The sequence below is a fragment of the Salisediminibacterium halotolerans genome (genome assembly GCF_003814815.1).
GTDB lineage: Bacteria > Bacillota > Bacilli > Bacillales > Salisediminibacteriaceae > Salisediminibacterium > Salisediminibacterium halotolerans.
In genome coordinates, this window is sequence record NZ_RKQQ01000002.1 from 266,467 (window position 1) to 289,939 (window position 23,473).

Genomic DNA, 23,473 nt, shown 5'->3' on the forward strand with positions numbered 1-23,473 from the left:
TGTTATTTTCCTATACAATGATAGGAGAAAAGCAATCAAGCTTCTCTGTGAGGTTTTACAGATTTTTCAAGGGAGGTACATATACATGAGAGGGAAACCGTTATTTCCTTTTGCAGCGACAGCAGCGTTAGGAATTCTGCTGATTGTCATTTTATCGTTTATCGGAATCAACATCGGTCCGGAATATGCCGACAACGGGGAAAACAATAATGGCAATGAGGAGCAGGAACAAGAATTTGATGATCCGATTGAACTCGGTGAAGATGTTTATGAAGGTGCTTGTGCTTCGTGCCATGGCGGAGATCTTGAAGGTGGCACCGGACCGGCGCTCGACGGCGGCGCGTACAGTGAAGAAGAAATTATCACAGCGATTGAAGAAGGGCCGGGAGATATGCCGGCAGGGCTGACCGACAGCGATGAAGAATCTGAAGCTGTTGCAGAATTCATCTTAGAACAAGAATAGCAGGAGAGAAAAGAAGGGTCCTGTATCCTTCTTTTCTTTATTTATGAAAGGTGACGATCTATGGAAAGAGATACTTTATCGCTTAGATTGAAAACAGTTGCGGATTATGTCCGGCAAGGGGATATAGTGGCGGACATCGGTACGGATCATGGATATTTAGCAGTTTATCTCTTGACTGCCGGAATCAGTCCCAAAGCGGTGTTAGGAGATGTCAACGAAGGACCCCTCAAAGCTGCTGCGGAAAACATTCAGGCCTATCAATTAGCTGAGCAGGCTGAAGTTCTTTTAGGGAATGGTTTAGATGTATTAACAGAGCGAAAGGCGGACACAGTAATTATTGCCGGGATGGGCGGTCCTTTAATTTCATCGATTCTTGAAAGCGGCAAATCGCAATTAAAAAATGTTACGAGATTGATTTTACAGCCGAATATTGCTGCCGATCATATCCGTGTGTGGCTGATGGCGAACGGGTGGAAAATTATTGATGAAACGATTTTTGCGGAAGACGGTCATATCTATGAGGTTATTGCTGCAGAGCCGGGCGATCCGTATGAAGTTTACAGCGTCGAGATCCCTGTGATGAAACAGCATTGGCTCGGACCGGTATTAATGCAAACGAAAAATTTTGCTTTTAGATTGAAATGGGAACGGGAATTAGAGCAATTGGAACAAATTCAATCGCAGCTGAACCGGGCGGCAAACCGGGAAAAAGCAGCTGAAAAGAGCGAAGAAGTAACGAGGAAAATGACTTGGTTAAAGGAGGTATTAAACGAATGAAGAAGGTAAACGGTGAAGCGATCATCCAAGCTTTTGAACGTTTTTCGCCGAAATCACTGGCATTTGACGGAGATAAAATCGGCTTGCAAATCGGCACGCTCAGTAAACCTGTTGCAAAGGTGATGATTACACTCGATGTGAATGAACAAATCGTTGATGAAGCGGTGGAAAAAGGTGCGGAATTGATTATTTCACACCACCCGTTAATTTTTAAGCCGCTTGAACACGTTCGAACGGACAGCTCTTACGGGCGGGCGGTGCAAAAACTTTTAAAACATGATATCGCCTTGTACACAGCCCATACGAATCTTGATAATGCCAAAGGCGGTGTGAACGATTTAATGGCCGAGGCGCTTGGATTACAGCAAACAGACATTTTCGTTCCCGCCGGCGAAGATCCGTTGAAAAAATTAATCGTATTCGTTCCGGAAGAAACTGCCGACGAGGTACGAGAAGCATTAGGAGAAGCAGGTGCCGGTCATATCGGCGATTACAGCCATTGCAGTTTCAATGCGAAAGGAACAGGAGCGTTTAAACCGGGCGACAGTTCTAATCCGCATATTGGCAAACAAGGCGAAATGGAGTTTGTGAATGAAGTTAAAGTGGAGACAGTCTATCCTCATTCGATCGAAAAAACAGTATTGAATGCCATGAAAAAAGCTCATCCGTACGAAGAAGTCGCATACGACGTGTATGATCTGGCGATGGATGGTGAAGTTTACGGTTTGGGGCGGATCGGTTACTTGCCTGCGGAAGAATCGCTGGAGCGGTTTTGTGAACGGGTGAAAAACGCGTTTGATATTTCGTCTGTCCGTGCTGTAGGCGATTTAACGGCCGGTGTAAAAAAAGTTGCCGTGCTTGGCGGCGACGGCAATAAATATGCGATGAAAGCTTTGCATAAAGGTGCAGATGTATACGTTACCGGGGATATTTATTACCATGTCGCGCATGATGCGATGAATGAAGGATTAAAAATGGTCGACCCCGGCCACCATACAGAGAAAATCATGAAAAAAGCGGTTGCCGACCGTTTAAACACGATGATCAAAGAGAAACAAGCCGGGACGAACGTTTTTGTGTCTGAAGCAGATGAAGATCCTTTTCAATTTGTATAAAAAAATCCAGTCCCCCTCTGATGAACTGTCACAGAGGGGGACTGACGTTTAAAATTCCTGTTTAGCACGTTCAGGAATATCGGATGTGCGTATTTTCGGCAATATTTTCGACAGTTTAACGGTGCTTGTTGTATCCCAAGTATGCGGATCGTCCGGATCAAACTGTTCGATGAAACGGATAACTTCTTTCGTGATCGGTGTCGGTGTACTGGCTCCAGCTGTAACAGCAATCGTTTCAAGTCCGCGCAGCCATTCAGTATTAAGGTCGTTGACGTGACTGATTCTGTGGGCAGGCGTACCTGCAACATCGTAAGACACTTGGGCGAGCCGGTTTGAATTATTGCTTTTCGGATCACCGACGACGATTAACAAATCAGCAGCGCCGGCCTGTTCGGCAACCGCTTCCTGCCTTGTTTGCGTGGCCAGACATATTTCATTATGAATCTCAGCATGCGGGTATTTTTCTTTACAAGCTTTCATGACATCCGATACATCCCATTGACTCATTGTCGTCTGATTTGTGATGACAATTTTTTCGCTGTTGATCGCTAAGTTTTTCGCGTCATCAACGTTTTCAACCAGATGGACAATTTCCGGCGCGACGCCGACAGCCCCCTCTGGTTCAGGGTGACCGCGTTTACCGATATATATGACCTCATAGCCGTCAGCTTTTCGCTCGCGGATCAAATCGTGCGTTCGCGTTACATCGGGACAAGTCGCATCTACCGTGGTAAGGCCTTTATCGCGGGCGAGGCGGCGAACCTCAGGCGATACTCCGTGTGCTGTAAAGATAACGGTTCCTTCGTTTACTTGATCAAGGATTTCTTTTCGGTTCGGTCCGTCGAGCGTAATGATGCCGTCTTCTTCGAAAGCTTCAGTTACATGCTTATTATGGACAATCATTCCTAAAATATAAATCGGACGCGGATATTCAGGGTTTTCAGCTGTTTTTTTTGCGATGACCATCGCATCAACCACACCGTAGCAATAGCCGCGGGGAGCTACTTTTAATACGTTCATGTTGTCCTCCTTTTGATCGGTAAAAAATCACTTTTTACTCTCCCTATATTATAAAAGGTGCAGGAAGGTTCTGCAAATAAAGAAATGCGTTCCGAAACGAACTGTCGGAACGCAATAAATCAAGGTGTATGTTGACGGTGTCTTTCAAGAAAATGAACAGCTTCTGAATCTGTTAAAAACGGTACAGCTTTTAATTCGCTCAAGACAAATTGCTGCGCACGATCGAGGTTTTTTCTGTCTTCAATATGAAGTCCGTTTGTCCGCGAAGCTTCTTTTGCCGTCAGTTGCGCAATCACATGGGCAGCGTCAAAAATGCTCCCAGTTTTCAGCAACAGCTCGTTTTCTCTTGAATAGGATCTCGATTTGTTCTCAGGAGGCATTGTTTCATTGGCCGTCAGCGCTTCACGAAGAGCGGCCAATTCAGATTCTTGTATGACACTGCGCAGACCGGAATCGCCGATTTTATTTTCAGGAAGCATTAACGTTACATTATTTAACGGAAAAAAAACGATAAAGTAGTTTAATTTTTTTCCCAAAATCTCTTTTTCCTCAATATCTTGAACTTTACCGGCACCGTGATAAGGGTAAACAACATGATCGCCAACACAAAACATACACATACCTCCAACGTCATTATCTTTATATTGTACCATAAGTTAAAACAAACATAAAATTTTACAATGAACGAAGCAGTGAGTCAACAGATTAACGTCGTATGCATACATTTACCGCACGTTTACTGTTGAGTTGGCAATGGCATCAGACGGCTGTTCATGATAAAATTAACAATTAGGTTCGTGAACGACTAAATTTGTTTTTGTAAAGAAAGAAGGTATCAACATGCCGCATAATTTTGAACGATTTAAATTACAGCCTTTTTTAATAAACGGCTTAGAACAAGATGGCATTACATTGCCGACCGAAATTCAGGAAAGGATCATTCCGTCGGTTTTAAAAGGCGAGGATGTTATTGGCCGCTCAAAAACAGGGACAGGGAAAACACTCGCATTTATGCTCCCGCTTTTATCAAAGCTGGATCCGGAAAAAACGGAAACACAAGTAATTATCACAGCGCCGACGCGTGAACTGGCCGGGCAGCTGTATGATGTCTTGACGACATACAGTGCACAAAGCCCTGCTCCGATTACGACCCAGCTGATCGTTGGCGGAACAGACCGGCTGCGCATGATTGACAAAGTAAAACAACAGCCGCATGTCATCGTCGGCACGCCTGGACGAATTTTGGATATGATGCGAGAATATGCAATTCAGCCGGCAACAGTCCAGTCGTTTGTCGTTGATGAAGCTGATCAAATGCTGGATATGGGCTTTTTAGAGGATGTTGACACGATTGCTTCGCTTATGGACGAGGATTTGCAAATGCTTGTTTTCTCCGCGACTCTGCCGGAAAAGCTCCAGCCGTTTTTGAAAAAATATTTAAATCAGCCAAAGCACGTCGATGTCCAGCCGAAAGTAACCTCGCCGCAAAATATGACGCACTGGCTTATTTCGGATCGCGACCGCGACCGGACCGAAGCGTTACTAAAAGTTACGCAGACACTGAACCCGTTTTTAGCGATCGTATTTGTAAATACGAAAGAGAATGCCGATCACGTTTATAAAGCGATGCTTGACGAAGGCTTAAATGTCGATTGCATACACGGAGATATCCCGCCGCGCAACCGTAAAAAAGTGCTGAAAAAGCTGGAAAATGCAGAAGTGCAGTACGTGGTCGCTACTGATCTTGTCGCCAGAGGAATAGATATTAAAGGGATCAGCCACATTATCAATTATGAAATACCGAAAGAACTTGAATATTACATTCACCGCGCCGGGCGGACGGCTCGAGCCGGCTGGGAAGGGCTCGTCATAACTGTTTACGGCCGTGATGATGAACAGGCGATAAAAAAACTTGAGGAACAGCAAATTGCATTCACGTATAAAGAGATTAAACAAGGGGAGTGGCGCACGATTGAAAAGCGTCAGCGCCCGATTGAACCGAAGTCTGAATATATGAATGCCAAGGCAAAGGCGATATTGAACCGTAAAGAGAAAGTCAAACCCGGTTATAAAAAGAAAAAGAAGCAGGAAGCAGATAAACAGATTCAGCGGAATAAACGGATAAAAAAGCGCAAATAATTAGACAGGATTAATCAGGGAGGTCATTATGCTACTAGGTTCACATGTTTCCATGAGCGGAAAGAAAATGCTTCAAGCGGCAAGTGAAGAAGCCGCCTCATACGGGGCCAACACGTTTATGATTTATACAGGTGCTCCGCAAAATACCCGCCGCAAAGCTGTCGAGGATCTCAATATCGAAAACGGAACAGCGCATATGGCAGAGCACGGGATTCAGGATATTGTTGTGCACGCTCCTTATATCATCAATATTGCCAATACGACAAAACCCGAAACCTTTCAGCTAGGCGTCGATTTTTTAAAAAGCGAAGTAGACAGAACGGAAGCATTAGGTTCGAAACAAATTGTTCTTCATCCGGGGTCTCATGTCGGAGAGGGTGCTGATAAAGGAATTGCCAAAATTATTGAAGGTTTAAATGAAGTTCTCGACCCTGATATCGATGTGCAAATCGCCTTGGAAACGATGGCAGGCAAAGGTTCTGAATGCGGCCGGTCGTTTGATGAAATCGCCCGGATTATTGACGGCGTCACGCATAACGAAAAATTGTCCGTTTGCTTTGATACATGTCACGTGCACGATGCCGGCTATGATATTATCAATGATATTGATGGCGTGATCAGCTCGTTTGATCAGATCATTGGCTTAGACAGGTTGAAAGTTTTGCATGTTAATGACAGCAAAAATCCATGCGGAGCACAAAAAGACCGGCATGAAAATATCGGATTTGGTTACATCGGTTTTGAAGCGATTGACCGGATTCTTTATCATCAAGCGTTTACAGACATTCCGAAAATACTTGAAACGCCTTACGTCGGTACAGACAAAAAGAACAAACGGCCGCCGTATAAACTTGAGATTGACATGCTTCACAGCAGAACGTTCAACGGGGAATTAAAAAATCAATTGCTTCGTGACATTGGACAATAAGATCTATTGCTGCCTGGGCAGTTGACAAACGATTATTTTGATCTCAGCGATGAACAGATACGATTCAAAGAAGGACGATGCGTTGTCATCTGCTCTTTAAACAAGGTTGGAAACCCACGGCAACTAAGAATGGCCCTCACGGATGTGAGAGCCATTTTTTACATAAAAAGAAATATTTGGTCCCGTCCGGGTTAGCAGAAAAATAATCCTGCTGTGAAAGCGGGCTCTTTGCAATTGGATATTTGAATTTTTGCAGATAATCTTATATAATATAAGCAGATAAAAAGTTTACCTAGACCAACTTTATGAACTTTATGCAATAATGAGTTTTTGCCAGCAAAGGAGAGTAGCTTATGAAAGATATCGGAACTGTCGACGTTGCAAATTTATCGGTGTACTATCATAAATTTTCCGCGTTGCAAAATATCTCTTTTTCAACTGCTGAAGGGACGATTATCGGCGTTATCGGTCCGAACGGCGCCGGTAAATCAACGTTAATGAAAGCGATGTTGAACCTGGAAAAAAGTCAGGGAACAACGACATTTAACGGTCGGCCTGTTTCAGAAGTGCGCAAGCAGATTGCTTATGTTCCCCAGCGCTCGGAAATAGATTGGGATTTTCCGGTCAGAGTGGAGGATGTTGTACTGATGGGACGTTATATGCACGTTCCTTGGTATAAAAAAATGAGCAAACAAGACCGTCAAACGGCTTATGAAGCATTGGAAAAGACCGGGATGGAAGAATTTAGAAACCGCCAAATCGGTGAATTGTCCGGCGGCCAGCAGCAGCGGGTGTTTATTGCCCGGGCACTTGCGCAAGATGCCGATTATTTTTTTCTTGATGAACCGTTTGTCGGTATCGACATGAAATCAGAACAAATTATTGTGAGCCTCCTGCATGATCTTCGGCGTCAAAACAAAACGATTTTTGTTATTCACCATGATTTAAGTAAAGTTGAATCATATTTTGACCGTCTGCTTTTGCTCAATCAGCGGTTGATCGCTTACGGCACCGTGAGCGAGGTCTATAAACCGGAGAATTTAAAAGCAGCATACGGCGGAAGTGCGGCTGTTTTAAATGATGACAGTGTTGTGGTGGTGCAATCATGATCGAACAGCTAGATTCATTTATTTATCAGCTTATGAATTATCCTTACCTGCAAAATGCTATGCTGGCAGCTGTACTTGTCGGAATCATCTGCGGATTGATCGGCTGTTTTATTATTATGCGCGGGATGGCTTTGATGGGGGATGCGATTTCACATGCAGTGCTCCCCGGAGTTGTTGCTGCCTACATGATCGGTGTCAGTTTTTTCATCGGTGCAGTCATTACCGGGGTTATAACGGCTTTATTAATCGGTTATATTTCACAAAACAGCCGTATAAAAGAAGATTCTGCGATCGGAATTATGTTTACTGCAATGTTTGCCCTCGGTGTCGTGATGATTACTTCTCTGTCGGGAACCGGGGTAGATTTGTGGCATATTTTGTTTGGAAATGTGCTTGCGGTCGGCAGCACAGATGTATCGATTACAATGGGGATCGGCATCATAGTGATTTTGATGATCCTTGTATTTTACCGTCCGCTGTTATTAACAACGTTTGATCCGACGATGGCAAAAGCCTCTGGATTGCCGGTAAAGTTGATCCATTACGTATTGATGCTCCTGTTGTCATTAGTCACGGTAGCATCGCTGCAGACCGTCGGGATCATCCTAGTCGTTGCTATGCTGATAACACCGGGAGCGACAGCGTATTTGTTAACGGACCGGTTTTCCGTCATGCTCGTACTTGCTGCCGCTTTCGGTGTTATGTCTGCAGTTATCGGCATTTATTTTTCAGTGTTGTATGATGTCGCCTCGGGAGCATCGATCGTTCTGGTTGCTTCAGCATTTTTTGTCATCGTATTTTTATTCGGACCAAAACGCGGGCTCGTGATCCGCTGGATAACAGGTTTGAGAAGGCAGAGTTCAACGGCTTGAGTAAATAAATGGTAAAAATAAGGCGATCTTTTTGCAATTTCCTCCTTCTTGCGTTATAGTGTTGTGCGACAGCCTTTCTTTTCTGAAGGCTGCAATAAAAGGAGGGACGTGAATGCGTCTGAAAATATTTTTTGCCGTTTCCGTTATTGTCCTGCTCAGTATCGGCTCGCTGCAATTGGCTGATATGTATGCAGAGACAGAAGCAGAAGTTGAAAAACTGGAAGCTGCCAAAGTGGAGATGGAACGCGAACACATTTCAGCCTCAGAAATACAAAAAATGAATGAATTTACAGAACAGCTGCCGGATGACGGGTTAGAGTTCACATATCATCAATGGAATGAAGCTGAGGAAAAAGCTGCAAAAATGTATGAGGACTCCGACGGAGAATTTAAGAAAGACTGGGGGATGTTTCTCAGCATCAAAGCTGAAAAAAATGAAATTAATCCATTCATCGTTTATGAATTGTTAAAAGTTGAGACAGGCGATCAATTTGATCCGGACATGGTAGGGCCAGAAACATCAGATGGCCACGCTTACGGCCTCGCTCAATTTATGAAGAATACAGGGCCGTGGATAGCGGATAAAGCCGGATTAGATTATGAGCACGAAAAATTATTTGATCCGTATTATGCAATGCATTTATCAGTGACGTATCTTGATTATTTATATGATGAGTACGACGGTAACTGGGACAAAGCGCTGACAGCTTATCATCGCGGGATGGACGGAATGGAACAGTATAAAGATGAACACGGAGATGCTAAGAGCTGGTATGCTGTTGATATTCAAGAAGACGCACGGGAAACAGCGGGCGACTTAGTCACCTTTGAATAATGATTAAACAGAGACGCCTTTTTACAGGCGTCTCTCAGGTTTGTTGACAAAGTCATGACATCGATCGATGTCATGTTAAAAGGAACGGATGACGACGCATCGTCCGGCTTCTTTCACCTGAAGGTATCACTGCGACATCGGCTCAAAAAGACTTCGCCGTGTCTTACTAGTCCGCGGGCGAGCGCCGAGCCGCTTCGGGCTGATGCCCTGCAGGGTCTCGTCTATCTCGCTATCCCGCAGGAGAAAGCCGGGATGCTGAGTCATCCTCTTTTTTGAAGCGAGTGTATTGATAAATAAAGAAGCCATGCATCCACTCCTCCGACGCCTCCGGGAAAGCAAGCGACGAAGATCCGGATTCGGCGGCCTCAGACCGCCGAATACTAGCTGAGTCCTTGCCCGGGGCAAGCGGAGGGTAGTGGATTCATGGCTGACATAAATATAGTTTGTCTACAGTTTAAGAGACGCCTTTAAAAGGCGTCTCTTTAGTTATCTTCAGGTTCTTGCAGCACATCTTCAAATAATTTCAGCTGACTTTGAAACTTATGCTGTGATCCGGTTTGGCGGGGATAATGGTAGGAGCCGTCAGCTTGCTGAATTCTCGCTTTTACATTATCTTTTAATCCGGCATACAATACTTGAACAACCCGTTTTTTTACGTGTGACGAGTGTACTGGAAATAGAATTTCGATCCGTTTATCCATGTTTCGGGTCATCCAGTCAGCTGAAGACAAGAAGACCGACGGATTGCCGTTGTTGTGAAAGTAGAAAATTCGGCTGTGTTCCAAAAAACGGTCAACGATGCTTCGTACGGAAATGTTGTCACTGACTCCCGGAATGCCGGGGCGCAAACAGCATATCCCGCGGACGATCAGATCGATTTTCACCCCTTCACAACTCGCTTCGTAAATTTTTAAAATCAGCGGTTTATCGGTTAAGGAATTCATTTTGGCAATGATCCGTCCATTGCCGAATTGACGGTGGAAATCAATTTCTGAGTCGATCTGTTCGCAAAACGTGTCCCTGAGCTCAGAAGGGGCGACAGCAATGTTTTGCCAGGCTGGTTTTTCCCCGTAACCGCTTAAGAAATTAAAAAATTGAACAGCGTCGCTTCCAAATGAAGGGGAAGCTGTTAACAAACTGATATCCGTGTATAGCTTTGCTGTCGAATCATTGTAGTTGCCGGTGCCAAGATGAACGTACTGCTGTGTTTTGTCGTTTTCATAGCGGATGATCAAGGTAATTTTGCTGTGCGTTTTTAACCCGTTGAAACCGTAAATGACATGCACGCCCGCCTGCTCAAGTTCTTTTGCCCAATGAATGTTTTGTTCTTCGTCAAAACGGGCTTTCAATTCCAAGAGCACGGTGACTTGTTTTCCATTTTTTGCTGCTTGAATTAACGAGGCGATAATCGGTGACTGGCCGCTCACCCGGTATAATGTTTGTTTTATCGCCATTACTTGCGGGTCATGAGCTGCTTTATTAAGGAGATCGACAACCGGCTCAAACGATTCATACGGGTGGTGTAAAAACACGTCTTTCTTTTTTAGCAGCTGAAAAATATCCGTATCTTCTTTTAAATCAAGCGGAGGCTGAGGAATTAAAGAATCGAACGTCAAATGCGGACAGCGGTCTTTTAATTGATCGTACAAGGAAAAAAGAAACGTATAATCGAGCGGGCCTTTTAGCCAATACTCATCTTCGGGGTGAAGCTCTAAAACATCGATTAAAAAACGCCGGACATTTTCATCTGTACGCCCTGTTTGAAATTCAATGCGAACGGCAGCCCCGCGCTTTCTTTGCTGCAATTCTTTTTCAATAGCAAGAAGCAGGTCGCGAGCCCCCTCTTCGTGAATCGTTAAATCGGCATTTCTTGTAATACGAAACGGAGTAACTGAATAAATAGCGCTTTCAGGAAACAGATCGCCGATAAAAACACTTATCAAATCTTCAAGCAAAACAAAATGTTCGGCTGTTTCATCTTGAATCGGTATGAACCTTTGCAGCAATGAAGGGACTTGCACAAGGATTAGCCGCATCGACGCGGAGTAATTCTCTGATTTTAATGTCACAGCAAGGTTTAAGGATTTATTACGCAACAGCGGGAAAGGACGGGATGAATCAATCGCTAACGGTGTAAGGACAGGGACTACATTGTCATGAAAATAGTGCTTCAACGCTGTTTTCTGTTTCGGACTCAACTGATTGACGAACCGGAGTGAAATGTTTTCTCGCTCCATTCTCGGCAATAAGATCTCATTGAAAAGCCGGTCTTGTTTTGTAACAAGTGTGCGGGTTTTGTCTGCGATCTTTTCAAGCTGTTCTTTCGGCGTAAGCCAAGATTTATTATCCGGTTTATTGTAACCGGCTTTCACTTGGTCTTTTAGTCCGGCAACGCGAATCATGAAAAATTCATCTAAATTCGAAGAGAAAATCGCCGTAAATTTCAGTTGTTCTAACAGCGGATTTAACTCGTCGTCTGCTTCCTGCAATACGCGTTCATTAAAAGAAAGCCAGCTGAGCTCCCGGTTATTAAAATGATTTGGCTGGTCTAAATTCATCTGATTCCCTGCTTTCATCTATGAAATCTAAATGGATCGTTTTTTTCAACGCCTTCTCCAAATGTTTTTTGTATTTACCTGCTTCGAACGCTTCGAAATAGGCGTCGCCATCGTGGTAAGCAGTCAAATAAAGCGCAGTTTTTGTAAGGTGCGAGACTTCAAGGCGCGAGACAATGTTACGTCCGGAAATATTTAAACCGTAAGCAAACCTTAAAATGCTTCCCAACAGTTCGTATTTTTTCAGCTCATCTTTGCTGAGAAAGTCGCTTAAATTATTCGCAAAGATTTTCAGTTGCGATTTTGATTTAAAGGAGGCTAAAAATGCGGTCGCGAGCCGTTCTTTATGCGTGAATCCGTCAATCGACTGATTGGCGAGCAAGTAAAAGCTGTGCTGTGAAGCAGATTCAGGGTCGACTTTGCGGCCGATATAAAACACCGAAGCACCGCGTTTTAAAAGGTTCATATCGTTTTCGCTCACAGTGCTTTTGCTATTTGAATGATGCTGAAACAATTCGTTTAACAAAAATGCGGAGAGTACACCTATGCGATGCTGATGTTCACGGTTTAGTTGGTAGTTATGCGTAAATTGATAAAAACTTTCTTCAACGACGTTCGGGAAGTGCGTTACGTCGATGTTTCCCAGCAAATGTTCATAAAACAGCCCGTCGCGCAATCCTCTGTAGCTGATATGAAAGTTGTGACTGTTCATATAAGTTAAACATTCTTCAAACACTGACATCGCAGGGATGATAATATCGGCGCGATCTTTGGAGAGTCCGTCGACTTTTTCACGTTTTTTAATCGACAGAGTGCTTAAATAGTCACGTACCTTTGTAATCGCAGTTAAATTCATTTGGTATTGATGCAGACCTGACAAGGGATAGTTTATGCGCGCTTGATGCACTAAAGCCGTGTTTCGTGCTGTCCCGCCGATGCCGATTAACGGAACTTCTTTATTTTTAAGCCAAGGAAGGCTGTAGAGCACATCGCGAATATACTCGCGGATTTTTTTCATTTCTTCCTTCGTTGGGGTATCACCGGCGACGAACGTTTGTTTTAATGTAACAGCACCGAACGGAAAACTGTGTGAATACAGAAGTTCGCGGTTTTCAAAATAGGTAATTTCAGTGCTGCCCCCGCCGATATCAATCGTGACGCCTTCATTAAAAGAGGTGGCATTGGTGACAGCTAAATAACCGTAATAAGCTTCAGCGGATTCGTCGAGAATTTCGATCGGGAAACGACTATGTTTTTTGATTTCAGCCAGGATCTCATCGCGGTTTGAAGCATTTCGGACGGCGGCCGTCGCAACTCCGCGCAAAGCTGTGAATTCATAGTCTTTGGCGACAAGTTCAAACCTTTTGAGTGTATTTAAAATTACCTTGATACCTTCGTTTGACATGTTTTGCTCTTCATCAATAAACGTGCTTAAACGGGCCGCGACTTTTAAATTTTGAATTTCCCGGTAGCAGGCGGAAGAATCAACCTGGTAAATGACGAAGCGGATAGAGTTTGATCCCATATCGATGATACCTATATGCTGTGTCTGCAAAATGGATTCCCTCCTGAAAAGTACTTTGGCCTTATTATACTAGAAAATACCGCACATACCCCAATACGATTTAATATTCGGGCTGACTGATTTACAATTTAGCACCGTTCCTGTATACTTCGGTATGATGTGTTAAATCGTAATGATTCTTATTCGTGAAAAGAAGGGGTTCAATATGGCAAACGAAAAACGATCGTTCGCGGTGGAAGTGACAAACGTTTCATTTGCTTATGATCAGCAAAACGTTTTAGAAGACATTCAAATGAATATTTCCAAAGGATCTTTTTTAGGTTTAGTCGGTCCGAACGGGTCGGGGAAATCAACGTTAATTAAATTGATGCTCGGTTTATTAAAACCCGACAGCGGAGAAATTAAACTGTTCGGCACCGACATTAAGCACTTTGAGCAATGGAATAAAATCGGGTTTGTCTCGCAAAAAGCGAACAGCTTTAACAGCGGGTTTCCGGCAACCGTTTTTGAAGTTGTTTCCATGGGGCTTTACGGGAAAGTCGGCTTGTTCCGGTTTTTATCAAAAAAAGATAAACAAAAGGTAAAAGAGACGATTGCCCAAGTAGGGATGAGCGAGTATGAAAAAACTAATATCGGAAATTTATCCGGCGGGCAGCAGCAGCGTGTTTTTATTGCCCGTGCGTTAGTCAGCTCGCCGGATTTATTAATATTGGACGAACCGACAGTCGGCGTTGATCAGCAATCGGTTGCTAATTTTTATTATATGCTGGAGAAGCTAAACCGGGAGAGCGGAATCACGTTAATTCTCGTTACCCATGATGTCGGGGCGATGACCGATTACGTCACAGATGTTGCCTGTCTGAATAAATGCCTTCATTTTCATGGAGGCAGCGATGATTTTGCGGAAAATAAAGATTCAATGATGTCGAAAATGTACGGTCACGATGTGCACTTGCTGGAACACAACCATGACCATCATGATCACGATCACAGTCATGACCATGATCATGCAGGACGGTCGGCCGATGATTGAAGTATTTTTTCAATTTGAATTTTTACGCTATTCGCTTTTCACCGGTTTAATGATCGGCATCTTAGCACCGGCGATCGGTGTATTTCTCGTTGTGCGAAGACTTTCTTTAATGGCTGATGCGCTGTCGCATATTACCTTAACGGGAATCGCCTTCAGCTTGCTCCTCGGCCGGACGGTGCCGTTTTTCGCCGCATTGAATCCGGTTTATATGGGGATGCTGTTCTCTGTTGTCGGTTCGCTGGCCGTGGATCGTCTCGGCCATGTGTACCGGTATTATAAAGAACTTGCGATTCCCATTATCCTTTCTTCCGGAATCGGAATCGGCGTGGTGTTTATTTCATTAGCAGACGGGTTTAATAATGATTTATTTAACTACTTATTCGGCAGTGTTATTGCTGTCAGCCAAGCGGATTTTTATTTGGTGCTTGCGCTATTGTTTGCCGTTTCACTGTTTATCATCTTATTTTATAAAGAGTTGCTTTTTCTAAGTTTCGATGAAGAGCAGGCGATTGTTTCCGGCTTGCCGCGCTCGTTTTTACACCTTTCGTTTATGATCGTTACAGCTGTCGTGATCGGGGTCTCGATGCAGATTGTCGGCATTCTGCTCGTCAGTGCTCTAATGACGCTGCCGGTTGCCGCCGCTATGCGCCTGGCGGATTCGTTTAAACAAATGTTGATGTATTCGATCGTAATTGGCGAAATTTCTGTTTTGGCGGGGATGTTCAGCGCTTTTCATCTTGATTTAGCGCCGGGAGGAACGATCGTGATGACAAACCTGCTCATATTAACAATTATTATAATGTTTACAAAATCTGACTGATAATAAAGGGGAAAAATTGATGGAGTTATTACAGGGATTATCATTTTTAGAGCGGGGGATTGCAGCTGGACTGATGATCGGTCTGATTGCCCCGGTTGTCGGCGCCTTTCTCCTCGTAAGAAGAATGACAATCATTTCTGAAGGGCTCTCCCAAGTAACTTTAACCGGCATTGCAACAGGCGTGTTAATGAACCAGACGATGGTATGGACAGAGGGAATAAATCCTTTATACACTGGTTTTTTCTTTGCGTTGATAGGTTCGCTCGTCGTCGAACGCTTGCGCACGGTGTACAAACATTTTCAAGAATTGGCGATTCCCGTTATTCTTTCGGCAGGCTTAGGCATGAGTGCGATTTTAATCAGTTCTTCAGGCGTGTCAAACACAGAATGGTTTAATTTCCTGTTTGGCAGCATTATAACCGTCTCAGCCGGCGATTTGCTGTTTATTTTCATTGCAGGCGCAGCCGGGCTGATGATTCTCGGATTATTTTATAAAGAATGGCTGTCGATTTCGTTTGATGCTGAATTTGCTTACACGACAGGGATTTCTGTGAAATGGATGAATTTTTTATTTGCCGTTCTGATCGCGCTGGTCATTTCAATGTCAATCAGTGTTGTCGGTGTGCTGCTCGTCGGTGCACTCGTGACGTTGCCGGTTGCGAGCAGCCTTCAGTTGGCAAACAGTTTCCGTCAAGTGATATTATATGGCATACTGTTTGGAGAGGGCGCTGTGATTCTCGGCGTGATCGGTTCGTATTATTTAAATATCGCGACTGGCGGAATGATTGTTGTCACAGGAATTATTTTGTTGTTCGCAGCAGCCGGCATGAAAAAAGTCATCCACCGCTGTAAACGCAAAAGTTATTTAGCCCGCTTGAAGGAGGCCTCATCATGAACGTTGACGAAGCAATGGATAAATTGAAAGAAAAAGGGTATAAATATACTCGAAAACGATATGATATGCTGGCGCTTTTTTCCGACGAGAGCCGTTATCTTGCGGCGAAAGATGTCTTAGAATCATTAGGCGGTAAATACAGCGGCCTGAGCTTTGATACGATTTACCGCAACTTATCGCTTTTCAGCGAATTAGAAATATTAGAAGAGACTGAACTTGATGGCGAGAAAAAGTTTCGGTTCTCCTGTTCAACAGGGCATCATCATCATCACTTGATTTGTTTGGATTGCGGTAAAACGAGAGAAATTGAAAAATGCCCGATGGAACTGCCGCTCATTGAAGAACATGAGTTTCAGATCACCGGGCACAAATTTGAGGTCTATGGTTATTGTCAGCAATGCAGCGCTCAAACCCAACAATAATGGGTTGAGCGTTTTATTTTAGCGAAGGAGCCTGCAAAATCCGCTCGACAACCGCTCGGGCTTCGTTCCAGGAAGAAACACGGTGGACGTTTTCCGGAACAGCCAGCCGGTTGTAAGGTGTATCCATCAATATAACGGGAATGTTGCAGTCCTCTGAAATCATGACAGCATTGTCATGTTTATCTTCAAAAAACATATCGACTTCCAAAGATTTCGCAGCATGAAGTTTATTATGCTGACCTAGCAGCTCGATATGATCGAAAGGAACGCCGTGATTGTTGAACCATTGGTAAGTGACGTCTTTTACGGCAGGAGGCCGCGCGCTTATGAAATACAGCTCGTGGTTTTGCCGCCATTGTTTTAAGGTTTCCAGTGCGCCGGCAGCAGGCTTGGACTGTTCGTAAACGCGGGGCTCATGGTGTTGCATCCAGCGGTCGAATTCTTGTCCGCTGATCCCGAGCGCGACAGATAAGTCGTATTCCTGAATGTCTTCCAATGTTAATGATTTGTTGAAATGGCGGTTAATATACGGAATAAACGAAGAGGGATCAGTAATTGTCCCGTCGATATCGATTCCGAAACGGTACGTTTTCATGTGCATTCACCTCGTATGTGAGCTTTGTTCATCTTTCATGGTTTACGTGCAAAAAATGCCGGGAGGAAAGGAAGCCTTCCTCCCGACAGGTCGTATTACGTCTGTGATTCTTCTAAACGTTTGTTTTCTTCATGTTCAGCGGCGAGTTTATCGATTTCTTTTTTAAGTTCTTCAACCATCGATTCCTCGGGAACTTTCCGCACCGTTTCCCCTTTCATAAAGAGGAGACCTTCACCTCTGGCTCCGGCAATGCCGATATCGGCTTCTTTCGCTTCTCCGGGGCCGTTCACGGCGCAGCCGAGCACAGACACTTTAATCGGCGCGTGGATGTTTTGTAAATACTCTTCAACTTCGTTGGCAATGCTGATTAAATCGATTTCAATACGTCCGCATGTCGGACAGGAGACGAGTGTAGCTGCATTAGCAGCGAGGCCGAACGATTTTAAAAGTTCCTTGGCGACTTTAATTTCTTCTACAGGATCAGCACTTAATGAAATGCGGATTGTATTGCCGATCCCTTTGTTTAAAAGGATGCCAAGACCTGCTGAACTTTTAACCGTGCCGGCAAACAACGTGCCCGATTCGGTGATTCCCAGATGTAAAGGATAGCTGAACGCTTCAGCAGCTTTTTCATAAGCTTCAACAGCAAGGTGCACGTCCGAAGCTTTCATCGAAACGATAATGTCATGAAAATCCAGCTCTTCTAAAATTTTAATATGATGCAGCGCACTTTCTACCATCCCGTCTGCTGTCGGATATCCGTATTTATCGAGAATATGCTTTTCCAGTGAACCGGCATTAACCCCGATCCGGATCGGTATACCTTTTTCTTTGGCTGCATTAACAACCGCTTCCACTTTTTCACGGCGGCCGATGTTTCCGGGGTTGATCCGAATCTTATCAACGCCGCCTTCAATCGCTTTTAAAGCCATTTTATAATCAAAGTGAATATCGGCAACGAGCGGGATATTGATTTGCTTTTTAATTTCAGGAATCGCTTCGGCGTCTTTCATTTCCGGGCAAGTGACACGGACAATTTGACAGCCCGCTTCTTCAAGCCGGTGAATTTCAGCAACGGTCGCTTCCACATCGTGGGTTTTTGACATCGTCATGCTTTGCATAATGACTTCATCATTGCCGCCGATCGTAATCGGGCCGACTTTGACCGGCCGTGTATCTTTACGGTGAGTAAATGAGTTCACTCAAATCGCTCCTTTATTCTCGAGTATCTGGATGTATTTGTTTCATTCTTTCTTATTGTATCAAGCTTTGTTTTAAATAAGCAAGCTGTGAGTAATTAATGTTGGCTGATGCAGGAATAAAAGGTATACTGAAAACATAGTCTCAAAATGTAACGTTTTTTTCTGCTTAGCGTCTCTAATTAGGTAAGTCAACATAGAAAAGGTGATGAAGCGATATGAAAAACAATCCGATTTTAACAAGTTTGCTTCTCGTTGCGGCAGCTTGTCTGGCATTTGGTTCGGCAGTATCCGCAGATGCGGCCCCGGGTGATGAAATCGTCACGTTGGGGGAAGATCTTAATGATGAACAGCGGTCAGCATTATTGAACGAAATGGATGCGGATGAGGATGAAGTTTTGATTGTCACCGTATCAAACGAAGAGGAACACGAATATCTCGGTGATTATATCAGTGCCGGCGTGATCGGTTCGAATGCACTCTCATCATCGAAGATCACCATTTTAGAAGACGGGGAAGGCTTGGATGTTGAATCGAACAAGATTGATTGGGTAACTGACGGCATGTATGCCAACGCCTTAATTACTGCCGGAGTCAAAGACGCTGATGTCTATGTGACGGCTCCGTTTGATGTTTCCGGTACGGGCGCATTGACCGGTTTGCTTAAAGCCTATGAAGCTTCGACAGATGAAGTGATTCCGGAAGAACAAAAGGACGTCGCCAATGAAGAGATGGTGAAAACAGCAGAACTCGGTGACGAATACGGAACAGAAGATGCCACTGAACTGATGATCCAAATTAAAGAAGCGGTTGCTGATGAAGACGTTGATACAGCCGAGGATTTGCGTCAGCTGATCGATGAAAAAGCTGATGAAGTTGGAATTGACTTGACAGAAGAAGAGCGCGAGGGACTCGTGTCACTGTTTGAACGCATGAAAGATTTAGATATTGACTGGGATTCAGTCCGGGATCAAATTGATTCTATTCGTGATAATATTGCTGATATTGTCGACAGTGAAGAGGCGCAAGGGTTGATCAGATCTTTTTTGAATTTTTTCGAAGAAGTGATTAACACAGTGCAAGAATGGTTTTCTGGTGATGACAACGCGCACTTCAGCGCTGAACCGGACAACAACAGCAGTCAATAACACATGAGTTGAGCTGAAGGAATTGCCTTCAGCTCTTTTTTTGAAACTTTTTTCTTCAGTTTTCGTACATGTTTTTAAAGGGTATTATTGTTACAATAAATGTAGGATCAGTTTACTTTGATTTAGAAATGGAGGGGGAAACGGATGGAATTTCTCGATTTTGCAACCGTCGGCTTCGCGGTTATTTTTATAGCAACGCTGTTTATTTTTGGCGAGCTGTTTGTCCGGACAAAAGGAGCATTTGCTGCAATTGGCATTCTTATTATGGCGTTATATTTCAGCCATCATATTTCAGCCGCGGACGGAACGTGGATTATTATCCTTTATTTAATCGGGTTGAGCTTAATTATTTTTGACGGTCAAGTTACGGCTGACGGATCGATCGCGATTTTCGGCGGACTTTTTATGATCGCAGCTCTTGCGATCCCGTCACCGGATTGGGTTTACGGCGGTCTTGTTGTCATGGCGTTTGTTTTGGCAGCTCCGACTTCGTATTTATTTACGAAAGTATTTCCGCAGCGCGATATGTGGTCGAAAATTATGTTTAAAGACAAACTTACGTCAGAAATGGGTTACAATTCGATGAATGAAGACTACCGGGATCTTGTCGGGAAAGAGGGTGTGACAAAAACACCGTTTCGCCCGACGGGAACAGTCGAAATTGACGGCCGTCTTTACAGTGCAACAACAGATAATCAGTGGGTCGAAGAAGACCAGGCGGTAAAAGTGATTGATGCTGACGGTACGCGCATTCTTGTCGATATAGACAGAACGTAAAAAAAGCTCCCGCGGGAGCTTTTTTATTTACGTAGAAAGATTTCTTTTTTCCCGTGCGTATTCACGCCCGAGCCGGATGTTTTTTATCACCAGATACATCATAATCACGGCAATAAGCCAATAAAGTCCGAATGAAAACGGAATAACAATCCCGGTCATATCGATAACAGCAAATATCATCGTCGGAAGCGTTACCGTAAATGCGGATAGAATCCATCCTTGTTTAAATGACAAGTCGTTTACTTGGTTGCGTTTTAATATTAAGCTGATCAGCGCGAGGAAAGTGACGCCGATAAATTTCAACCCGGTATTAACAGCATAAATGATAAGGCCTACAACCGTTAAAATCAGCGGCATCATCCCGCCGATCGTATCTGTCAGTTCATTGAGCTCGTCTTTTGAGATTTCAATCCCGAGCTCTTGGTAACTGACTTGTTCAGTTGTCGCGCCGGTATAAAACACCGCTTCGCGTTCTAAAAAGGCAAAGGCCTGATCGTATTCCGTCACGTCTTGCGAAGAATACTCGCCGTCAGGATCGAAGATGATCGCCGTTCCGTCTTCAGCTTCATTGATTTCACTGCCGGCATCTGACTGAAGAACGCCGTTTTCAATTTCAAAATCCGGGAATTCTTCGAGCTGGCTTGTAAATTCGTTATAAATCGTATTAATCCCGATGCTTAAACTGATGACCGCAGGCAACGTTGCAATAACCATTAATAAAAACACGTAGAGAATGGCCCGGCCGATTTTTTGCAAGCGGAATTTTGCAATCGTCTCCGGCGAATAAAGGCTCTTGATAAATTGCTGAAAAATATTCATCTGCTACACTCCAGTCTTTTACAATTCTTGCAACATTATTGTAGCGAAATAACTGGACAAGAACAACTATTAATCATTGCAACCAATCAAGCAGCAATCTTAATAAAATCTTTACAATTTGTTAATTAAAAGTTTACAAACTTATCGTAAGATTGCAAGCGGTGCTGAAAGTTTACATACATTGCTTTTAGGGGGATGCAATTTTGGAAGCGAACGTTCAAGATATAATTTTTATGTTTATCGGCGGATTGGCTATTTTCCTTTTTGGAATTAAGTATTTAGGTGACGGGTTGCAAAAAGTAGCCGGAGATAAATTGCGCGATATTCTGGACAAGTACACATCCAACCCGGTTATGGGCGTGATCTCAGGAGTCGTAGTGACGGTTTTGCTTCAAACGAGTACCGGGACAACCGTGTTGACGATCGGGCTTGTAAATGCCGGCTTTATGACATTTCGTCAGGCGATCGGCGTTATAATGGGAGCCAACATCGGGACAACGGCCACTGCCTTTATTATCGGCTTGCAAATCTCTGATTATGCCTTGCCGATTTTAGCAGTCGGGACCTTTTTAATTTTCTTTTTGAAAAACAAAAAGGCGAACAATTTCGGCCAGGTATTTTTCGGTTTCGGCGCCTTATTTTACGGCTTGAACTTGATGGGGGAAGGGCTTGAACCGATTCGTGAAGTTGAAGCGTTCGCCGATTTGACGGTCAGCATGAGTCAAACGCCGATACTCGGTGTGATTATCGGTGTAATCTTTACTGTGAGTGTTCAAAGTTCAACAGCGGCTATCGGACTGCTCCAGCAGCTTTATGCTCAAGGAGCAATGGATATTCATGCGGCCTTGCCGGTGCTGTTCGGCGACAATATCGGCACAACGATCACGGCCATACTGGCATCATTAGGTGCATCCTTATCCGCTAAACGCGCGGCGATGGCTCACGTCATTTTCAACTTGCTCGGTACGATCGTTGTCTTGATTTTTATCCAGCCGTTTATTGCAATGATGATTTACATTAAAGACCGGTTTATGTTGAATGAAGAGATGACGATTGCTGTTGCGCACGGACTGTTTAACGGCACCAACGTCTTGATTCAGCTGCCGTTTGTGGCTGTTCTTGCCTGGATTGTTACTAAATTGATACCTGGCAAAGAAACATTGATTGAGTACAAAGCGCAGCATTTGGATCCTGTTTTAATTAATCAATCGTCTTCGATTGCACTTGGACAGGCGAAAAAGGAAACGCTCCGTATGGCCGAGCTCGCAACGCAGGGGCTGCATGAAGCAGGGCAGTTTGCTGACACAAAACAGAAGAAGCATGCGGAAATGACGTATCAATTGGAAGACGGTGTAAACAACCTTGATAAAAAAATCACGGATTATTTAGTCCGCATTTCGACAAACTCTTTGACCGCAGCTGATTCAAGAATACACTCGTTATTAATGGACACAGTGCGAGATTTAGAGCGGGTCGGAGATCATATGGAAAACATTGTCGAGTTGACAGAGTATCAAATAGCCAACAAAGTAAAAATGTCAGAATCGGCGATGGTTGATTTGCGTGAAATGTTTGCACTGACATCGGAAACGCTCAAAGAAGCGATTCGCGCATTAGAAGATGATGATGTGGAAGCGGCAAAATCGGCGATGCAAAAAGAAGAGCAGGTCGATAAAATGGAGCGGCAGTTCCGGAAAAAGCATATTATGCGTTTGAACGATGGGTCGTGTGAAGGGTCGGCAGGAATTATTTTTGTCGATATGATCAGCAACTTGGAACGGATCGGCGACCACGCAACGAATATTGCTGAAACGGTTATCAATGAATAACTTAAAATTGCCTAAAGAGAAAATTAATCCTGCTTGAAAAATTCAAGCAGGTAGCTTGTAGACAAATTGTTATTTTGACGGAAGCCAAGCAGCCACTACCCTCCGCTTGCCCCGGGCAAGGACTCAGCTAGTATTCGGCGGACTGAGGCCGCCGAATCCGGATCTTCGTCTCTTGCTTTCCCGGAGGCGTCGGAGGAGTAGATGCATGGCTTCCTTTATTATGAATACACTCGATTCAAAGAAGGAGGATGACCCAGCATCCCGGCTTATTCCCGCGGGATAGCGAGACAGGCGAGACCCTGCAGGGCGTCAGCCCGAAGCGGCTCGGCGCTCGCCCGCAGGACATAAGCCGGACCATGCGTAGTCATCCGTTCCTTTTATTATGACATCCATCGATGTCATGACTTTGTAAACACTCTAGCTGCTTGAAAAATTCAAGCAGGATTTTTATTTTGAAGATTGACGTCTGACACCCTGCATGCTATGATGTTTGTTGTCTGTGATTGAAAAACGCACGGCGGCGTAGCTCAGCTGGCTAGAGCGTACGGTTCATACCCGTGAGGTCGTGGGTTCGACTCCCTCCGCCGCTACCATAATA

The 23,473-nt window shown here is 44.2% G+C and carries 23 protein-coding genes and 1 tRNA gene; 17 read left to right on the forward strand and 7 right to left on the reverse strand.

What is annotated here, in order from left to right; genetic code table 11:
- Window positions 1-85: 85 nt before the first annotated feature.
- Genes EDD67_RS04210 through EDD67_RS04220 form a run of 3 tightly spaced genes read left to right on the forward strand, consistent with a single transcriptional unit; the run spans window position 86 to window position 2,355 of the window.
- Entirely contained in the window at window positions 86-463 is a 378-nt protein-coding gene (locus EDD67_RS04210; RefSeq protein WP_093072372.1) for a c-type cytochrome, read from the forward strand.
- Window positions 464-523: 60 nt separating this feature from the next.
- A complete protein-coding gene (locus EDD67_RS04215; protein WP_121438974.1) occupies window positions 524-1,240 on the forward strand; it encodes a tRNA (adenine(22)-N(1))-methyltransferase in 717 nt (238 codons plus the stop codon).
- Window positions 1,237-2,355 carry a Nif3-like dinuclear metal center hexameric protein gene (locus EDD67_RS04220; protein ID WP_121438973.1) on the forward strand — a complete coding sequence of 373 codons (1,119 nt, stop codon included), beginning with the start codon at window positions 1,237-1,239 and terminating at the stop codon, window positions 2,353-2,355. Before EDD67_RS04215 ends, EDD67_RS04220 begins: the two co-directional genes overlap by 4 nt.
- 48 nt (window positions 2,356-2,403) lie before the next feature.
- Here the strand turns inward: EDD67_RS04220 and EDD67_RS04225 are convergent, their stop codons facing one another.
- On the reverse strand, window positions 2,404-3,375 hold the full coding sequence (locus tag EDD67_RS04225; RefSeq protein ID WP_121438972.1) for a 4-hydroxy-3-methylbut-2-enyl diphosphate reductase: 972 nt from the start codon (window positions 3,373-3,375) through the stop codon (window positions 2,404-2,406).
- Window positions 3,376-3,494: 119 nt separating this feature from the next.
- Entirely contained in the window at window positions 3,495-3,989 is a 495-nt protein-coding gene (locus EDD67_RS04230; RefSeq protein ID WP_121438971.1) for a CarD family transcriptional regulator, read from the reverse strand.
- Between the two features lie 226 nt (window positions 3,990-4,215).
- Between EDD67_RS04230 and EDD67_RS04235 the strand changes: the two genes are divergently transcribed.
- From EDD67_RS04235 to EDD67_RS04260, 6 genes are all read left to right on the forward strand, one after another.
- A complete protein-coding gene (locus EDD67_RS04235) occupies window positions 4,216-5,514 on the forward strand; it encodes a DEAD/DEAH box helicase (protein WP_093072377.1) in 1,299 nt (432 codons plus the stop codon).
- A 25-nt stretch (window positions 5,515-5,539) separates the two neighbouring features.
- Window positions 5,540-6,442 (forward strand): deoxyribonuclease IV, encoded by a 903-nt coding sequence (locus tag EDD67_RS04240; protein WP_121438970.1) that lies wholly within the window; start codon window positions 5,540-5,542, stop codon window positions 6,440-6,442.
- Between the two features lie 353 nt (window positions 6,443-6,795).
- Window positions 6,796-7,551, forward strand: a complete 756-nt coding sequence (locus EDD67_RS04245; protein ID WP_121438969.1) for a metal ABC transporter ATP-binding protein — start codon at window positions 6,796-6,798, stop codon at window positions 7,549-7,551.
- On the forward strand, window positions 7,548-8,423 hold the full coding sequence (locus EDD67_RS04250; protein ID WP_121438968.1) for a metal ABC transporter permease: 876 nt from the start codon (window positions 7,548-7,550) through the stop codon (window positions 8,421-8,423). Before EDD67_RS04245 ends, EDD67_RS04250 begins: the two co-directional genes overlap by 4 nt.
- A gap of 112 nt (window positions 8,424-8,535) precedes the next feature.
- Window positions 8,536-9,258, forward strand: a complete 723-nt coding sequence (locus EDD67_RS04255; RefSeq protein ID WP_121438967.1) for a lytic transglycosylase domain-containing protein — start codon at window positions 8,536-8,538, stop codon at window positions 9,256-9,258.
- A gap of 54 nt (window positions 9,259-9,312) precedes the next feature.
- Window positions 9,313-9,534 (forward strand): hypothetical protein, encoded by a 222-nt coding sequence (locus tag EDD67_RS04260; RefSeq protein WP_123875800.1) that lies wholly within the window; start codon window positions 9,313-9,315, stop codon window positions 9,532-9,534.
- Window positions 9,535-9,740: 206 nt separating this feature from the next.
- Here the strand turns inward: EDD67_RS04260 and EDD67_RS04265 are convergent, their stop codons facing one another.
- Entirely contained in the window at window positions 9,741-11,816 is a 2,076-nt protein-coding gene (locus EDD67_RS04265) for an RNA degradosome polyphosphate kinase (RefSeq protein ID WP_121438965.1), read from the reverse strand.
- The gene (locus tag EDD67_RS04270; RefSeq protein WP_242005924.1) at window positions 11,788-13,368 is read right to left on the reverse strand and encodes a Ppx/GppA family phosphatase; all 1,581 of its coding nucleotides are present in this window, start codon (window positions 13,366-13,368) and stop codon (window positions 11,788-11,790) included. Before EDD67_RS04270 ends, EDD67_RS04265 begins: the two co-directional genes overlap by 29 nt.
- A gap of 175 nt (window positions 13,369-13,543) precedes the next feature.
- Here EDD67_RS04270 and EDD67_RS04275 point away from each other — a divergent pair, with 175 nt between their 5' ends.
- Genes EDD67_RS04275 through EDD67_RS04290 form a run of 4 tightly spaced genes read left to right on the forward strand, consistent with a single transcriptional unit; the run spans window position 13,544 to window position 16,508 of the window.
- The gene (locus tag EDD67_RS04275; RefSeq protein WP_121438964.1) at window positions 13,544-14,371 is read left to right on the forward strand and encodes a metal ABC transporter ATP-binding protein; all 828 of its coding nucleotides are present in this window, start codon (window positions 13,544-13,546) and stop codon (window positions 14,369-14,371) included.
- Window positions 14,364-15,191, forward strand: a complete 828-nt coding sequence (locus tag EDD67_RS04280; protein ID WP_121438963.1) for a metal ABC transporter permease — start codon at window positions 14,364-14,366, stop codon at window positions 15,189-15,191. The genes EDD67_RS04275 and EDD67_RS04280 overlap by 8 nt, the downstream gene beginning before the upstream one ends.
- Before the next feature lie 19 nt (window positions 15,192-15,210).
- Entirely contained in the window at window positions 15,211-16,086 is an 876-nt protein-coding gene (locus EDD67_RS04285) for a metal ABC transporter permease (RefSeq protein ID WP_093072384.1), read from the forward strand.
- Window positions 16,083-16,508 carry a Fur family transcriptional regulator gene (locus EDD67_RS04290; RefSeq protein ID WP_121438962.1) on the forward strand — a complete coding sequence of 142 codons (426 nt, stop codon included), beginning with the start codon at window positions 16,083-16,085 and terminating at the stop codon, window positions 16,506-16,508. Before EDD67_RS04285 ends, EDD67_RS04290 begins: the two co-directional genes overlap by 4 nt.
- A 13-nt stretch (window positions 16,509-16,521) precedes the next feature.
- Here the strand turns inward: EDD67_RS04290 and EDD67_RS04295 are convergent, their stop codons facing one another.
- A complete protein-coding gene (locus EDD67_RS04295) occupies window positions 16,522-17,103 on the reverse strand; it encodes a 5' nucleotidase, NT5C type (RefSeq protein ID WP_121438961.1) in 582 nt (193 codons plus the stop codon).
- Between the two features lie 95 nt (window positions 17,104-17,198).
- Window positions 17,199-18,305, reverse strand: coding sequence for a flavodoxin-dependent (E)-4-hydroxy-3-methylbut-2-enyl-diphosphate synthase (gene ispG, locus EDD67_RS04300; RefSeq protein WP_121438960.1), 1,107 nt, complete (start codon window positions 18,303-18,305; stop codon window positions 17,199-17,201).
- A 215-nt stretch (window positions 18,306-18,520) separates the two neighbouring features.
- Between ispG and EDD67_RS04305 the strand changes: the two genes are divergently transcribed.
- On the forward strand, window positions 18,521-19,450 hold the full coding sequence (locus EDD67_RS04305; RefSeq protein WP_121438959.1) for a DUF1002 domain-containing protein: 930 nt from the start codon (window positions 18,521-18,523) through the stop codon (window positions 19,448-19,450).
- Window positions 19,451-19,594: 144 nt separating this feature from the next.
- Window positions 19,595-20,227 (forward strand): NfeD family protein, encoded by a 633-nt coding sequence (locus EDD67_RS04310; protein WP_121438958.1) that lies wholly within the window; start codon window positions 19,595-19,597, stop codon window positions 20,225-20,227.
- A 27-nt stretch (window positions 20,228-20,254) separates the two neighbouring features.
- On the opposite strand, the gene EDD67_RS04315 is transcribed toward EDD67_RS04310, so the two are convergent.
- The gene (locus tag EDD67_RS04315) at window positions 20,255-21,046 is read right to left on the reverse strand and encodes a DUF1189 domain-containing protein (protein ID WP_121438957.1); all 792 of its coding nucleotides are present in this window, start codon (window positions 21,044-21,046) and stop codon (window positions 20,255-20,257) included.
- 233 nt (window positions 21,047-21,279) lie between these two features.
- Between EDD67_RS04315 and EDD67_RS04320 the strand changes: the two genes are divergently transcribed.
- Both EDD67_RS04320 and EDD67_RS04325 read left to right on the forward strand, forming a co-directional pair.
- Window positions 21,280-22,875 (forward strand): Na/Pi cotransporter family protein, encoded by a 1,596-nt coding sequence (locus EDD67_RS04320; RefSeq protein WP_162843787.1) that lies wholly within the window; start codon window positions 21,280-21,282, stop codon window positions 22,873-22,875.
- 516 nt (window positions 22,876-23,391) lie between these two features.
- A tRNA-Met gene (locus tag EDD67_RS04325) sits at window positions 23,392-23,468 on the forward strand.
- Window positions 23,469-23,473 lie beyond the last annotated feature (5 nt).

Excerpts from the sequence above, each read along its gene's own strand:
- EDD67_RS04290 (WP_121438962.1), top strand. The coding sequence starts at position 16,083 with ATGAACGTTGACGAAGCAATGGATAAATTGAAAGAAAAAGGGTATAAA.
- EDD67_RS04305 (WP_121438959.1), top strand. The coding sequence starts at position 18,521 with ATGAAAAACAATCCGATTTTAACAAGTTTGCTTCTCGTTGCGGCAGCT.
- EDD67_RS04260 (WP_123875800.1), top strand. The coding sequence starts at position 9,313 with ATGACATCGATCGATGTCATGTTAAAAGGAACGGATGACGACGCATCG.
- EDD67_RS04265 (WP_121438965.1), bottom strand. The coding sequence starts at position 11,816 with ATGAATTTAGACCAGCCAAATCATTTTAATAACCGGGAGCTCAGCTGG.
- EDD67_RS04310 (WP_121438958.1), top strand. The coding sequence starts at position 19,595 with ATGGAATTTCTCGATTTTGCAACCGTCGGCTTCGCGGTTATTTTTATA.
- EDD67_RS04235 (WP_093072377.1), top strand. The coding sequence starts at position 4,216 with ATGCCGCATAATTTTGAACGATTTAAATTACAGCCTTTTTTAATAAAC.
- EDD67_RS04215 (WP_121438974.1), top strand. The coding sequence starts at position 524 with ATGGAAAGAGATACTTTATCGCTTAGATTGAAAACAGTTGCGGATTAT.
- EDD67_RS04275 (WP_121438964.1), top strand. The coding sequence starts at position 13,544 with ATGGCAAACGAAAAACGATCGTTCGCGGTGGAAGTGACAAACGTTTCA.
- EDD67_RS04295 (WP_121438961.1), bottom strand. The coding sequence starts at position 17,103 with ATGAAAACGTACCGTTTCGGAATCGATATCGACGGGACAATTACTGAT.
- EDD67_RS04250 (WP_121438968.1), top strand. The coding sequence starts at position 7,548 with ATGATCGAACAGCTAGATTCATTTATTTATCAGCTTATGAATTATCCT.
- EDD67_RS04315 (WP_121438957.1), bottom strand. The coding sequence starts at position 21,046 with ATGAATATTTTTCAGCAATTTATCAAGAGCCTTTATTCGCCGGAGACG.
- EDD67_RS04210 (WP_093072372.1), top strand. The coding sequence starts at position 86 with ATGAGAGGGAAACCGTTATTTCCTTTTGCAGCGACAGCAGCGTTAGGA.
- EDD67_RS04225 (WP_121438972.1), bottom strand. The coding sequence starts at position 3,375 with ATGAACGTATTAAAAGTAGCTCCCCGCGGCTATTGCTACGGTGTGGTT.
- EDD67_RS04280 (WP_121438963.1), top strand. The coding sequence starts at position 14,364 with ATGATTGAAGTATTTTTTCAATTTGAATTTTTACGCTATTCGCTTTTC.
- EDD67_RS04245 (WP_121438969.1), top strand. The coding sequence starts at position 6,796 with ATGAAAGATATCGGAACTGTCGACGTTGCAAATTTATCGGTGTACTAT.
- EDD67_RS04285 (WP_093072384.1), top strand. The coding sequence starts at position 15,211 with ATGGAGTTATTACAGGGATTATCATTTTTAGAGCGGGGGATTGCAGCT.
- EDD67_RS04230 (WP_121438971.1), bottom strand. The coding sequence starts at position 3,989 with ATGTTTTGTGTTGGCGATCATGTTGTTTACCCTTATCACGGTGCCGGT.
- EDD67_RS04220 (WP_121438973.1), top strand. The coding sequence starts at position 1,237 with ATGAAGAAGGTAAACGGTGAAGCGATCATCCAAGCTTTTGAACGTTTT.
- EDD67_RS04255 (WP_121438967.1), top strand. The coding sequence starts at position 8,536 with ATGCGTCTGAAAATATTTTTTGCCGTTTCCGTTATTGTCCTGCTCAGT.
- EDD67_RS04320 (WP_162843787.1), top strand. The coding sequence starts at position 21,280 with ATGTTTATCGGCGGATTGGCTATTTTCCTTTTTGGAATTAAGTATTTA.